We start from the raw sequence: 14,240 nt of genomic DNA, 5'->3' as shown, positions 1-14,240 counted from the left end.
ATAATCCCGCCGCAATATTTACCCTTTCTAAACCCTACACTTTCTGGGAGATGTTGCATGTTAAGATTAAGAAATGACGCACTAACATTTGATGATGTACTACTAGTGCCTGCTCACTCAACCGTCCTCCCAAATACCGCTGTTCTGAAAACTCGTCTGACTAAAAAAATTGAATTAAACACACCAATTGTGTCTGCAGCTATGGATACCGTAACTGAAGCTCGCTTAGCGATCGCGATGGCGCAAGAAGGTGGTCTAGGTTTTATTCATAAAAATATGACGATCGAACAACAAGCTGAAGAAGTTCGCAAAGTTAAAATCTATGAAGCTGGTATCGTACAGCAGCCTGTTACAGTGACGCCAAGCACCACGCTAGCTGAACTTAAGCAACTGACTGAACGTAACGGTTTTGCTGGTTACCCAGTGATTAACGATGCGAAAGAGCTTGTGGGTATTATCACTGGCCGTGATGTTCGTTTTATTACTGACTGGAGCCGTACCGTTGAGCAAGTCATGACGCCGAAAGATCGTCTTGTTACTGTGCTTGAAGGGACTAAGCTAGATGAAGTTCAAACCCTAATGCATTCACATCGTGTTGAAAAAGTATTAGTAGTTGATGCTAACTTTAAGCTTAAAGGCCTTATCACTGTTAAAGATTTCCAAAAAGCAGAACGTAAACCTAATGCATGTAAAGACGAATTAGGTCGTTTACGTGTTGGTGCTGCTGTTGGCGCTGGTGCAGGCAACGAAGAACGCGTTGAAGCATTAGTTAAAGCAGGTGTTGACGTATTGCTGATTGATTCTTCACACGGTCACTCTGAAGGGGTATTGCAACGTATTCGCGATACTCGTGCAGCTTTCCCTGATTTACAAATTGTTGGCGGTAACGTAGCAACAGCTGAAGGTGCATTAGCCTTAGTTGATGCTGGTGTTGATGCCGTTAAAGTGGGTATTGGCCCAGGTTCAATTTGTACTACTCGTATCGTTACTGGTGTTGGTGTACCGCAAATTACTGCTGTATCAGATGCCGCAGCTGCGATTAAGCATTTAGATATCCCTGTTATTGCAGATGGTGGTATTCGTTTCTCTGGTGATTTAGCTAAAGCATTAGCTGCGGGTGCATCATGCATCATGGCCGGTTCAATGTTTGCTGGTACTGAAGAAGCTCCAGGTGAAACTGAACTTTATAACGGCCGCGCTTATAAGTCATACCGTGGTATGGGTTCTTTAGGTGCGATGACCCAAACACAAGGTTCATCTGACCGTTACTTCCAAAGCGATAACGCCGCTGACAAATTAGTACCAGAAGGTATTGAAGGTCGCGTAGCTTATAAAGGTAAATTAAAAGAAATTATTCACCAACATATGGGCGGTTTACGTTCATGTATGGGGCTTACAGGTTGTGCAACCATTCAAGAGTTAAACGAAAAAGCAGAATTTGTAAAAATCACTTCTGCTGGTATGGGCGAGTCTCATGTCCATGACGTGACAATCAGTAAAGAAGCACCGAACTATCGCAGCGGTTCTTAATACATTAAAGGCGGCAATGTGATTGTCGCCTTTTTTCAATCTTAAAATTCATTGAGATTGAAAGTACACCTACTATAAGTAAAACCAGATATAAGGTATCCCATGAGCAACATTCATGAGCATAAAATCCTGATCCTCGACTTTGGATCGCAATACACGCAGTTAATCGCCCGCCGTATTCGTGAAATCGGTGTTTATTGTGAGCTTTGGGCTTGGGATGTATCTGAAGAGCAAATCAAAGGATTTGCTCCAAATGGCATCATCTTAGCCGGTGGCCCTGAAAGTGTTACAGCCGAAAACTCGCCTCGTGCTTCTGAATATGTCTTTAATGCAGGCGTGCCTGTTTTAGGTATTTGTTACGGCATGCAAACCATGTCTGAGCAATTAGGCGGTAAAGTTATTCAAGGTGTGGGTGAAGGTGAGTTTGGTTATGCACAAGTTGAAGTGCAAACTGAATCAGCGTTATTTAAAAGCATTGAAGATGCAATCAGCGCTGAAGGTAAGCCATTACTTGACGTATGGATGAGTCACGGCGACAAAGTATCAGAAATTCCTGAAGGTTTCGTAACTGTTGCTAAAACAGAAACGTGTCCTTTCGCTGCAATGGCTAATGAAGACAAGAAATTCTACGGTGTGCAATTTCACCCAGAAGTCACGCACACTCGCCAGGGCAAGCGTATGCTTGAGCACTTCGCCCTCGATATTTGTGGTTGTGATGCTAACTGGAAGCCATCTTCAATTATTGAAGACGCCATTGAGCGCTTAAAGGAACAAATCGGTGATGACGAAGTTATCTTAGGCTTATCAGGTGGTGTTGATTCATCTGTTGTGGCTATGCTGCTTCACCGCGCGATTGGTGACAAACTAACTTGTGTATTCGTTGATAACGGTTTATTGCGTTTAAACGAAGCAGAGCAAGTGATGGATATGTTTGGCGATCATTTTGGACTGAACATTGTTCACGTTGATGCAGAAAACCGTTTCTTAGATGCGATGGCTGGCGAAGCAGATCCAGAAGCTAAACGTAAAATCATTGGTCATGTTTTTGTTGATATCTTCGATGAAGAATCAAAGAAATGTGTTAATGCTAAATGGTTAGCACAAGGCACTATTTATCCAGATGTCATTGAATCTGCTGGCAGTGCAACAGGTAAAGCTCATGTGATTAAATCTCACCATAACGTAGGCGGATTGCCTGATGATATGGAAATGGGATTAGTTGAGCCATTACGTGAGTTATTTAAAGATGAAGTACGTAAAATTGGTTTAGAGCTAGGTCTGCCATACGACATGCTTTACCGTCATCCATTCCCTGGACCGGGTTTAGGTGTACGTGTACTGGGTGAAGTGAAAAAAGAATACTGTGACTTACTGCGTTTAGCTGATGCTATCTTCATTGAAGAGCTGCATAAAGCCGACCTTTATAACAAAGTCAGCCAAGCATTTACGGTTTTCTTACCAGTACGTTCAGTTGGCGTAATGGGTGATGGTCGTAAATACGATTGGGTTGTATCCTTGCGTGCTGTTGAAACCATTGATTTCATGACTGCACATTGGGCACACTTACCTTATGACTTCTTAGGTCGTGTATCTAACCGCATTATTAACGAAATCGACGGTATTTCGCGTGTGGTATATGATATTTCAGGTAAGCCACCTGCAACCATTGAATGGGAATAAGCTTTCATTCGTTTTCCAATCAGTTTTGATTAAAGACAAAAAAGGCGCTTAGGCGCCTTTTTTATTGGGATAAATTTATTGTTGTTTGGCGTATAATCAGGTGAAATTCAGAGTGAAACCAGAGTTAAGTTGCATTCACTGCACACCTGAACGTTTAAACATTTGCAATCAGCTAAACATCGCGAAATATAAATCATCGGTATACCTAAGAGACACTAATGACGTTAGAAAACAAACTTAGCATCAGCCAAAAACAGCAAGCGAGTGAGACTAAGCCATTCACTGAAGAAGAGTTAGCCTTGCTTGCTATTCAAGATGAGAAATGGATGCGTGTGGCAATAGCGTTGGCGAGTGAAGCAGAAGCGCTGGGTGAAGTGCCTGTTGGCGCAGTTTTAGTTAAAGATGATAAGTTAATTGCGTCAGGGTTTAATTTAAGCATTACAGAACACGACCCCAGTGCTCATGCTGAAATGCAGTGTATTCGCGCTGCAGGTAAAATATTACACAATTACCGCATGCTAGGTGCGACCTTGTATGTCACTTTAGAGCCTTGTCCAATGTGCGCAGGTGCAATGATCCACAGCCGCATTGAACGGGTGGTGTTTGGCGCAAAAGACTTAAAAACAGGGGCGGCGGGAAGTGTGATTAATCTATTACAAGACTCGCACTTCAATCACCAGTTAACAGTAGATTCTGGCATTTTAGCTGAAGAATGTGCGAGTCAATTGAGTCAGTTTTTTAAACGTCGACGTGATGAGAAAAAAGCACTGAAAAAGCTGCTAAAGCAACAATCAGACTTGTTGCTGCAAAAAGGCAAAGAATAACTTTTGACGGTTTAGCATTCTACGTTGTTTTAATTTAATGCTGCTACGGCGACGGGCATTATTATTCATATTGGGTCTTCTCATTGTGCACCTATATTGACTGTATGGTTAAATGTGTCACTGCATGTATGACTGCACGGTTTATGATAAACCGTTTCGATGACGAATTTATTGCGCAGCTGATTTAATGAGTTCTTCAGGGTTATCAATATCATCAGTCTGCGAACCTGTTTCTTCTGCTAACGCTTCCGTTTGTTCTAACTCTAACTCCAGTTGTTTGGTCTGATTATCTACCCAAACCAGGGTGTCATAATAACGGCGAATATTATCCACGTAATGCACAGCTTCACTGCCTCTAGCATAGCCATAGCGTGTGTGCTGATAATACTTACGTTGCTGTAATAAGGGTAAGACTTGTTTTACATCGCGCCATGCGCTGGGATCTTTTCCCATACCTTGGGTAATTTTACGGGCATCCTCAACATGACCTAAACCCACGTTATAGGAGGCAAGGGCAAACCAAATTCGCTGACTATCAGGAATGGACGCTGGCAATCGATCAATCATCTTTTGCAGGTAAATCGCACCACCACGAATACTTTGCTCGGCATCAAGACGGTTATCTACCCCAACAGAGCTGGCAGTGGGCTGAGTTAACATCATCATACCGCGAACACCGGTAGGCGAGCGCGCTTTAGGGTTCCAATGTGATTCTTGATAGCCCGCTGCGGCCAGTTTTCGCCAATCTAAATTACCGGCATGTTTTTCGAATAAAGCTTGATACTCAGGAAGCACATTATCAATTGCACGAATAAACGCGCGAGTATCCACATAGTCAAAGCGCTTAACGTGGCCAAAGTACTTTTCGTTCAGGTGCTCTAGGGTGCCGTTACGTTTTTGATTATGCCAAAACGACAGTAAAGCACTCATTAATCGGTCGCTATCAAGCGGCGGTAGTAACCACACCACTTCAGTTTTTTCATCAAGCACAATACCTTCACGTAGTTCAGGTAAATAGCGTTGATTGATTAGCAAGCTGTTGGAGTCGGCGATGGTATATAGCACCTCACCTGAAGCCACCATAGAAAACAGTTCTTCGTTATCTTTATCATCGACCTGCTGCCAGCTTAAATTAGGGTTGGTTTGCTGCAGCTTTATCACGGTATCAACGGCAGCTGATTCAGAAATGACAATGACATCACCTTGAAGCTTATTAAAGTCTCGCGGTTTTAGGTTGCCAGATTTGTAAATAAGAACTTGGTTAACTTCATAAAGGGTAGGACCAAGCAAAAACTGTTCACGTCGATTTTTGGTCGTCGTAATAGCAGCAGCAACGATATCGATTTGTTTCAGACGTAATGCTTCAAATAATTGCTGACGATTATGGTAGGGGATCATTTCTAACGGCACATCGAGATAGTCGGCAAACTTTGCCGCCATTTCATAATCAAAACCACTTTCACCTTGATCTGAGTTGAGATAGGTTTGCGAGCCGTAGAGTGTTCCTACCTTAAGAACGGTACGTTGAGGTGTTTCTTCAATGAACTCTGTTGCTTTCATATTCGCTTGATGACAAGCGCTGAGCAGCAAAGTAATTGAAATGATTGCGACGATCTTTAACAGTTTGGTCATGTCCCTCTATGGATGAAGCATGTTAGTGATGGCGAGAAATCTCAGTGAGTGTGGGCTTGTTGGCCGTTTATCCACTAATTGAAAGCCATAACGCCTCTAATGCGAGCTTCAAAGTACGATTTAAAAACAATATCTAATAAATATACTTTAGCAGTAGTTTTGTATTTCACCTAGCCCGATGAGAATCAGTGTTAAATTATACGGTTGAATTTATTAGTAAAATCGAATTTAAAAAAATTAAATACGAATGAAATGTTATTGAAATATATCGTGGGTAGATTGTGGTTTTGTTTTGATTGTTTTCGTTAACGGGAAACACTGTTCTAGCAAGCCTTCTTAGGTGATTTATAAAGTGTGATTCCCTATAATAGCGCCAATTCTTACCCTGCCAATATAATCATAAGGTGAATTGACGTGATTGAGATCATTCGCGGAGCCCCAGCACTTTCAGCTTTTAGAATCCAAAAGCTTATGGAGGCCTGTGAAACTGCAGCCCTTCCTGTTGAGCAAATCTACGCTGAGTATGTCCATTTAGCTGATATCAGTGAAAAGCTTGACGATAAAGAATATCAACAGCTTGAAACGATTTTAACCTACGGACCTGCCATTGAATCTCATGCTCCAGAAGGTTCATTATTTTTTATCACTCCTCGTCCAGGCACCATTTCTCCTTGGTCATCAAAAGCAACTGACATTGCCAAAAACTGTGGTTTAAGCAAAGTAAAACGTCTAGAACGTGGCGTTGCTTATTACGTTGCAGGCGCGTCATTGACCGCTGAGCAATTAGAGCAAGTAAAAGGCTTAATCCACGACCGTATGGTTGAAGTGATTTTACCTGAGTTTGCCGCTGCATCAGTACTGTTTGAGCGCACTGAGCCATTACCCTTCAAGAGCATCAACATTCTTGCAGAAGGTCGCCGCGCGTTAGAAGTTGCAAACACTCAGCTTGGTCTTGCACTTGCAGAAGATGAAATTGATTACTTAGTGGATAACTTTGTTCGCTTAAACCGTAATCCAAACGATATTGAGCTAATGATGTTTGCCCAAGCAAACTCAGAGCATTGTCGTCATAAAATCTTCAATGCTGACTGGACTATTGATGGTCAAGTACAGCCTAAATCATTATTTAAAATGATTAAGAACACCTTTGAAGTCACGCCAGATAACGTATTGTCAGCTTATAAAGATAACGCTGCAGTTATGAATGGTAGTGTTGCAGGTCGTTTCTTCCCAGATCAAGACGGTGTGTATAACTACCACACTGAGCCAATGCATATCTTGATGAAGGTAGAAACCCATAACCACCCAACAGCTATCAGCCCATACCCAGGTGCAGCAACGGGTTCAGGCGGTGAAATCCGTGATGAAGGTGCAACAGGTCGTGGCTCTAAACCAAAAGCGGGTTTAACAGGTTTCAGTGTTTCTAACCTTAAAATTCCAGGGTTTGTCCAACCATGGGAAGGCGATTACGGCAAACCTAGCCGTATTGTTACGCCACTAGAAATCATGACTGAAGGCCCATTAGGCGGCGCAGCATTTAACAATGAATTTGGTCGCCCTGCGTTAGTGGGTTATTTCCGTACTTATGAGCAAGAAGTCTCAAGCCATAACGGCGTTGAAGTCCGTGGTTACCACAAGCCAATTATGCTTGCTGGTGGTTTAGGTAACATCCGTGAAGACCATGTTCAAAAAGGCGAAATTACCGTAGGCGCTAAGCTTATCGTATTAGGTGGCCCTGCAATGAACATTGGATTAGGCGGCGGCGCTGCTTCATCAATGGCATCAGGTCAATCTAGCGAAGATTTAGATTTTGCTTCAGTACAACGTGAAAACCCAGAAATGGAACGTCGTTGTCAAGAAGTGATCGATCGCTGCTGGCAGATGGGTGATGACAACCCAATTCAATTTATTCACGATGTGGGCGCAGGCGGATTATCAAATGCCTTCCCTGAGCTTGTGAATGATGCAGACCGAGGCGCACTATTTAACTTACGTAACGTGCCTTCAGATGAGCCTGGCATGAGCCCACTTGAGATTTGGTGTAATGAATCACAAGAGCGCTATGTTATGTCTGTTGCGCCAGAGAATTTAGAAACCTTCAGAAAAATTTGTGAGCGTGAACGTGCGCCGTTTTCTGTAGTGGGTGATGCCACTGAAGAGCAGCACCTAACGCTTGAAGATAGCCATTTTGACAACAAGCCAATTGATTTACCGCTTGAAGTGCTTTTAGGTAAAGCGCCTAAAATGAGCCGTGATGTGGTTTCAGCAAAAGCTGAATCACCTGCGCTTAATCAAGCAGGTATTGATGTTAAAGATGCAGTATCACGCATTTTACATTTACCAACCGTTGCCGATAAGTCATTCCTTATCACCATTGGTGACCGCTCTGTAACGGGTTTAGTTAACCGTGATCAAATGGTTGGCCCTTGGCAGGTACCTGTTGCCGATTGCGCAGTGACGGCATCAAGCTTTGATAGCTACGCCGGTGAAGCAATGTCTATCGGTGAGCGTACGCCGCTGGCACTACTTGATTTTGGCGCATCAGCACGTATGGCTGTAGCAGAATCAATTTTGAACATTGCTGGTACTGACATTGGTTCATTCAAAGACATTAAGTTATCAGCTAACTGGATGTCTGCAGCAGGTCACCCAGGTGAAGATGCTGGTCTTTATGAAGCAGTAAAAGCAGTCGGTGAAGAGTTATGTCCTGAGCTTGAGTTAACTATCCCTGTGGGTAAAGACTCAATGTCTATGAAGACAGCTTGGAATGACGAAGGTCAAGACAAAACTGTAACTTCACCAATGTCATTGGTTATCACTGCATTCGGCGTGGTAAAAGACATTCGCCATACTGTGACACCAGAACTTCGCACCAACAAAGGTGAGACTGAGCTGTTATTAGTTGATTTAGCGAAAGGTCAAAACCGTTTAGGTGGTTCTTGTTTAGCGCAAGTATTCAGCCAACTTGGTGATGTAGCGCCAGATCTTGATGATGCAGCAAGCTTACGTGGCTTCTTTGAAGTGATTCAGCCATTAGTGGCTGAGCAAAAAGTGATTGCATACCATGACCGCAGTGACGGTGGTTTATTCACCACACTTGTTGAAATGGCATTTGCGGGTAACACAGGTCTGAACATTGATCTTAGCGGATTAAAAGGTAACGACTTAGAGCGTTTATTTAATGAAGAGCTAGGTGCGGTTATTCAGGTATCTAAAGCTGAAAGCGCAGATATCAAAGCACAATTCAACGCCGCTGGTGTTGATTGTCATAGCGTTGCCACTTTAACATCTGACGACCAGATTACCGTTGTTGATGGTGAGCGTGCAGTATTCAGTGACTCTCGTGTTGCGCTTCGCACTATGTGGTCAGAAACCACTTACCGTATGCAAGCAATGCGTGATAATCCTGAGTGTGCTAAAGAAGAGTTTGAACTTAAGCAGCAGGCTAAAGACCCAGGCCTTACGGTTAAATTAGGTTTTAACCCAAGTGAAGACGTTGCCGCACCGTTCATCTTAAAAGGCGCAGCGCCTAAGATGGCGATTATCCGTGAGCAAGGTGTTAACTCTCACGTTGAAATGGCTGCAGCATTTGATCGCGCAGGTTTCGAAAGCCGCGATGTTCACATGTCAGACATTCTATCTGGTCGCATTAGTCTTGAAGAATTCCAAGGTCTAGTGGCTTGTGGTGGTTTCTCTTATGGTGATGTTTTAGGTGCTGGTGAAGGTTGGGCTAAATCAATCTTATTTAACGACCGTGCTCGCAGTGAGTTCTCACGTTTCTTTGAGCGTGATGCCACATTAGCATTGGGCGTATGTAATGGTTGTCAGATGTTATCTAACCTGAAAGAAATCATTCCAGGTAGCGAGCATTGGCCACACTTTGTCCGTAACCGTTCAGAGCGTTTCGAAGCACGTGCAAGCTTAGTTGAAGTGCAAAAGAGTCCTTCAATCTTCTTCGAAGGAATGGAAGGTTCACGCATGCCAATCGCCGTATCACACGGTGAAGGTCGCGCTGAGTTTAAGTCTGTCGAAGCCTTAGTAGCTGCTGAAGCATCAGGTACAGTGGCACTGCGTTATGTTGACGGTAATGGTCAAATCGCAACGCAATACCCACAAAACCCAAATGGTTCGCCAAATGCAATCACTGCACTAACGACAACAGATGGTCGAGTAACAATCATGATGCCGCATCCAGAGCGTGTATTCAGAACCGTTGCTAACTCTTGGCACCCAGATGAGTGGGCCGAAGACAGCCCGTGGATGCGCATGTTCCGTAATGCACGGGTTAAGTTAGGGTAATTTGAAATTAACCTAACATGAGTTAATTGAAGTTTACATAACAGCAAAAGGCGACCGAATGGTCGCCTTTTTTATGCGTTAAGCTTTACGAATATATGCAAGTGGTTAAAAAAAGCTCATGACTCTTGAAGCTGTAAATATTGTTCTTAAAGTATAAAGTGACTTGTATTTTAGTAAGTTATGATTCATTTTAGTGATATATGACATATAAAAAGGCATAACTTAAATCACGCTTTAGTGACGTACAGTTATTAGTGCATTGTTGTAATCAGTAGTGATGCTTAGACCAAGGAAAATAATAATGACGAAGCAATCTAGCAGCGAAAAGGTCATTCGCAGGCTGTACCAAATTACCCAAGATCATCATAAAGGCTTTGAGTACCAAGTCATTGAGCTAATTAAAATGGGGCTTGAGCGTTTTGGACTCCATATCGGGATATTATCTAAAATTGATAGCAAGGATTATCGTGTAAAGCTCTGTGTGACCCCAGAAGAAGTGCCACTTAAAGCTGGTGATAGTTTCAATTTTGATGAAACCTATTGCAGTTTAACGTGTCTTGCTGATGGGCCTTTAGGCATAGAACATATGGGTGAAAATGATAAATATGCTGTTCATCCGGCATATAAAGCATTTGGTTTAGAGTCTTATATTGGTATACCAATTCGATTAAAAGGTAAATTGTACGGCACGTTAAACTTCTCTAGTCCAACACCATACCCAAGACATTTTCGTGAAGTCGATATTGATGCATTACAGCTGATGGCCTCATGGATTGAAGTTGAACTGATTCGAAGAGAACAAGAAACACAATTAAAAGCCTTGAATAAAGAGCTACATCATTTAGCCAATTACGACGTGTTGACGGATATCCCTAATCGACGTGGCATGCTTAAGACATTACAAAGAGACATTAACCGACTAAGCCGTGTTAAAGGTAAAGGAACAATCGCATTAATTGATATTGATAAGTTTAAGCAACTTAATGATACCTATGGTCATCAAATGGGGGATGATGCGTTAGTTGAAATAGCCAAAACGATTACAAATACATTACGAGACTATGATTTAGTTGCCAGGATTGGTGGTGAAGAGTTTTTATTGTGGTTACCCGACACCAATGAGCAAGAGTGCGCGATAGCTTGTCAAAGAGTCATGAAAGATATCGCCGCAATCAAGTTAACCTCTACACCGATCACTGTTTCAATAGGAGCTTGTCATTTCAACTTCAATCAAGTTCAGCCTAATAACCCGTGCGAACTGATTAATGACTTCATTTTAGAAGCGGATACCGCACTTTATGACGCCAAAGCACAGGGAAGAGATAGACTTATTAGTAGCCATAAGATGATCCCTGCATAGTTTGAACGAGATTCATCTAAATACATGTAAATAACCGAACACGCGAATAATCCATTCGCGTTTTTTATGTCTTACATGGACTTACTGGCTGAGTTATTGATTGTATTTTTCAGGTACATATCGATAATGACCTGTGATTTCATAATCAAACAGCATGTCTTCAACTATCGGCCCCTGACCAATATTATGTACGATCATGGGATTACCCGTTTTATCGCTTATTTGATCAATAACCATACCGATATGTGGCAAGTTACCAGACACCATCCAAGTGACAATATCACCAACTTTATAATCCGTACCATTTTCACTGATACTGAGCACTTCTCCTTTTCGTTTAAAAAAGGTCTGTAAATTAGGGACTCTACGATGATCGATATTTTTATCTGTGGTGGATAACCCCCAAATCCTATTTGAAGGATAAAGTGAAAAATGCTGTTTCATATCTTCATGCACAGCTTGTTGTAAGTCAGCACCAAGTTCACGATAAGCTCTGTTCACAACATCAGTACATACACCAATATTGGCGGGTACATCACCATTTGGATAGGGGATTGAGATATAAGCACCATCGTATGTCACTTGATGAGTGGTTCTGTGGAGTAAGCTTTTTACTATGTCATCATTGAAGTTAGATGCATGGGTGTTAAAGCCAATAATACTTAATAAAACAAGATACTTTTTCATTAACCATCCTTGGAAATACTGACTCAACCAATAAGACAACTAATGCTAGCAGTAACATTTTTTGATGGTTGACAGTTGTTCGATTCTTATTATTTCTTTATAGCGTTTTTAGCTGAGGAATGTAAGTAAGTGCTTGAAAATAGCTGCTCAAAATAAACTTAATATAGGTAATATTTCAAAAGGTTTAAGCATGTTGAAGCCTTAGCTGTTGGAGCCTCAGCCGTTGAAGCCACAATCGCTTAAGTAGCAGGGACAGTGGTACATCTCATGTTGGTAGTAATGCTGAAGTTCCAACTTATACTCACAAAACAAAATGTGAATGGTTTACCAAAAGCGATGACAGCATTAACCACCGTTAATGACCGAGTGACCATTATGGTAATGCAATCCAGAACGTGTGTTTTGAACGGTTGCTAATTCAGATTTGGACAGAAATGAGTCAACCACCTTGTTAATTTAGCGATTGATGATTTTCTAAAACCATTAGTAAACCACTAAAATATCCAAGTTTTTGACTTATATAACCTGTAATATTTGGTTTAAGAGAATCAATATTACATGGTGTTTTAAGGGATACTTAGACGTAAAACGGCCCCCTTAATCAGGTTATACGCTATAAGTTTCAAGTACACTTAAACTGTACAATTTAATGGTGATAACCAATAAGCTTTTCGTTTAGATGCATGATGGCTAAGGTTATGACGTTGAATATCATTGATATGAATGCCACATGTGGCACAATACTTTTCAATATTCGGTGTGAAGTAACCGCAAGTTGAGGAGTATAACTTGCGGAGCCGTTGTGATTCAAAGTGATTAGCAGGTTAATTAAGCCTGAATTCTACCCATATCTTTGAGCCACCACTGTGGAGCCCAACTTGTTGCATGATTATGCATTTCTAGGTTATCTTTGATTGGATAGCGTTGTTTTAATTCTTTTAAGGCTTTTGAATTAACGTCATTCCCCTGAACATTAGGGTGCATAGAATGTAACCAATGACAAAAGTAGCTTTCAAAATTAATGTGCTCAGCAATTTGGCGTGAACAATTGTCCATTAGTGAGCGGTAATAATGACCAATGGCCACTAACAGGTATCCTAAGCGTTTTATTTCCCCATCTTCTTCTTTTTCAGCATAATGACCGATCTCTTTTATTATCTCCTTGTCAATGCCCCAGCGTGTCAGTTGTTCCACCTTGTTTAAGTCAGTTTGTTTGTCAATAGGCTCAAGCAATAACTGCCAGTATTCGGCGATAATTGATTCTTTCGACTGCAGAGTATCAGTCTGCAAGGTACTAAAATCTTCTTTATGTTTACTTAAACTGAAATCTAGAACCTCTTTGATTTTTACTGAGAACTGCTCAAGTATGCTCGTTGTAGCAACACTATCTTGAGAACTGTGCAGAGGATGTTGAGTTAATAGCTGATAATAGTTTGTATATCCCAACGACTGAGCGCATTCATCTAAACATTGATTGTGCTTTAGAGTGGGCTTAGCTTTTTTTAGCTTCTTAGCCAGTTTTTTTACGTGGACAATAACATTGTTTGAATGGATAGCAGACATAAACAGTTTCCTCATAGCCATTAGTATAGCAGTGCACCCCTCACCGCCGAAAATGGCAGAAAAAACGTTAAGTATTGAAAGTTAATTAGTAGGTTCTCTGAGAGATTTGCCATGGGGTGGGCAAGCATCCTAAAATGCTAGCTATATTATTATTCATGTCATTAACTTGTGTCAACTTATTTGATTATTCTCTTTCGAAATAGTGGGTTGATTCGAGTCTTATGGGTAATGAAATTGATACTTAATGGTAGTGGGTATTATATAGAAGTTTGACTTATAGGGCTGACCATTCAGAAGTGTTAGACGGTCAGTACACACGCTAGTGGTTACTGCTATGAAGTTTATAAAGTCCAATATCATGAGTTAGCTAAGTTGTCTTATCAGTCAACTCACACTTTATCGGGAAGTGTTCTCGCACTTAATGAAGCGTTGATGGAGTTGAAACTTTAAACGTGGACATTGACTGAACTTACATGGGCTGTATTTATTTACATCTCTTAAAAGTTTTAGTTAACGTTTCAATATCAAATTAAGCTGAAGTCAAAGCGTCAGATTGTAATCACCCCTCATTCGAAGGCTATAACAAGCTTTGGGGCATAAACGAGTTACCAGCACCAACTTTGTACTTCATCAGTATTGGCTCTGTTAATGAGAGTCGTCACTTC

Annotated in this window: 8 protein-coding genes; 5 read left to right on the top strand and 3 right to left on the bottom strand. The window is 41.5% G+C overall.

From position 1 onward, the window contains the following. Nucleotides 1-57: 57 nt before the first annotated feature. The 3 genes from guaB to tadA all read left to right on the top strand — a co-directional run bounded on the left by guaB (nt 58) and on the right by tadA (nt 4,034). Nucleotides 58-1,530, top strand: coding sequence for an IMP dehydrogenase (gene guaB, locus Q4600_RS17245; RefSeq protein WP_102528849.1), 1,473 nt, complete (start codon nt 58-60; stop codon nt 1,528-1,530). A 102-nt stretch (nt 1,531-1,632) separates the two neighbouring features. Continuing rightward, on the top strand, nt 1,633-3,210 hold the full coding sequence (gene guaA / locus Q4600_RS17240) for a glutamine-hydrolyzing GMP synthase (RefSeq protein WP_303517303.1): 1,578 nt from the start codon (nt 1,633-1,635) through the stop codon (nt 3,208-3,210). A 218-nt stretch (nt 3,211-3,428) separates the two neighbouring features. Next, complete coding sequence (tadA, locus tag Q4600_RS17235) at nt 3,429-4,034, top strand: tRNA adenosine(34) deaminase TadA (RefSeq protein ID WP_303517301.1); 606 nt, start codon at nt 3,429-3,431, stop codon at nt 4,032-4,034. 168 nt (nt 4,035-4,202) lie between these two features. On the opposite strand, the gene mltF is transcribed toward tadA, so the two are convergent. Beyond that, nucleotides 4,203-5,666: a membrane-bound lytic murein transglycosylase MltF gene (gene mltF, locus Q4600_RS17230; RefSeq protein ID WP_303517300.1), complete on the bottom strand. Its 1,464-nt coding sequence runs from the start codon at nt 5,664-5,666 to the stop codon at nt 4,203-4,205. A 417-nt stretch (nt 5,667-6,083) separates the two neighbouring features. Here mltF and purL point away from each other — a divergent pair, with 417 nt between their 5' ends. Further along, nucleotides 6,084-9,965 (top strand): phosphoribosylformylglycinamidine synthase, encoded by a 3,882-nt coding sequence (gene purL / locus Q4600_RS17225; protein WP_303517364.1) that lies wholly within the window; start codon nt 6,084-6,086, stop codon nt 9,963-9,965. 301 nt (nt 9,966-10,266) lie between these two features. Further along, nucleotides 10,267-11,325, top strand: a complete 1,059-nt coding sequence (locus tag Q4600_RS17220) for a diguanylate cyclase (protein WP_102528845.1) — start codon at nt 10,267-10,269, stop codon at nt 11,323-11,325. A gap of 93 nt (nt 11,326-11,418) precedes the next feature. Here the strand turns inward: Q4600_RS17220 and Q4600_RS17215 are convergent, their stop codons facing one another. After that, nucleotides 11,419-12,012, bottom strand: a complete 594-nt coding sequence (locus Q4600_RS17215) for a DUF1287 domain-containing protein (RefSeq protein WP_303517297.1) — start codon at nt 12,010-12,012, stop codon at nt 11,419-11,421. A gap of 828 nt (nt 12,013-12,840) precedes the next feature. Next, nucleotides 12,841-13,575, bottom strand: a complete 735-nt coding sequence (locus tag Q4600_RS17210; protein ID WP_303517295.1) for a hypothetical protein — start codon at nt 13,573-13,575, stop codon at nt 12,841-12,843. Between the last annotated feature and the right edge of the window lie 665 nt (nt 13,576-14,240).

Origin of the sequence: Shewanella sp. 2_MG-2023, assembly GCF_030548905.1 — a bacterium.
Lineage (GTDB): Bacteria > Pseudomonadota > Gammaproteobacteria > Enterobacterales > Shewanellaceae > Shewanella > Shewanella electrodiphila.
Note: the sequence above shows the minus strand (reverse complement) of the source record. Positions and strands in the feature narration are given on the sequence as shown.

What these genes read in the sequence shown, in the direction of transcription:
- guaB (WP_102528849.1), top strand. Translation starts at nt 58, where the DNA reads ATGTTAAGATTAAGAAATGACGCACTAACATTTGATGATGTACTACTA.
- guaA (WP_303517303.1), top strand. Translation starts at nt 1,633, where the DNA reads ATGAGCAACATTCATGAGCATAAAATCCTGATCCTCGACTTTGGATCG.
- tadA (WP_303517301.1), top strand. Translation starts at nt 3,429, where the DNA reads ATGACGTTAGAAAACAAACTTAGCATCAGCCAAAAACAGCAAGCGAGT.
- mltF (WP_303517300.1), bottom strand. Translation starts at nt 5,666, where the DNA reads ATGACCAAACTGTTAAAGATCGTCGCAATCATTTCAATTACTTTGCTG.
- Q4600_RS17220 (WP_102528845.1), top strand. Translation starts at nt 10,267, where the DNA reads ATGACGAAGCAATCTAGCAGCGAAAAGGTCATTCGCAGGCTGTACCAA.
- Q4600_RS17215 (WP_303517297.1), bottom strand. Translation starts at nt 12,012, where the DNA reads ATGAAAAAGTATCTTGTTTTATTAAGTATTATTGGCTTTAACACCCAT.
- Q4600_RS17210 (WP_303517295.1), bottom strand. Translation starts at nt 13,575, where the DNA reads ATGTCTGCTATCCATTCAAACAATGTTATTGTCCACGTAAAAAAACTG.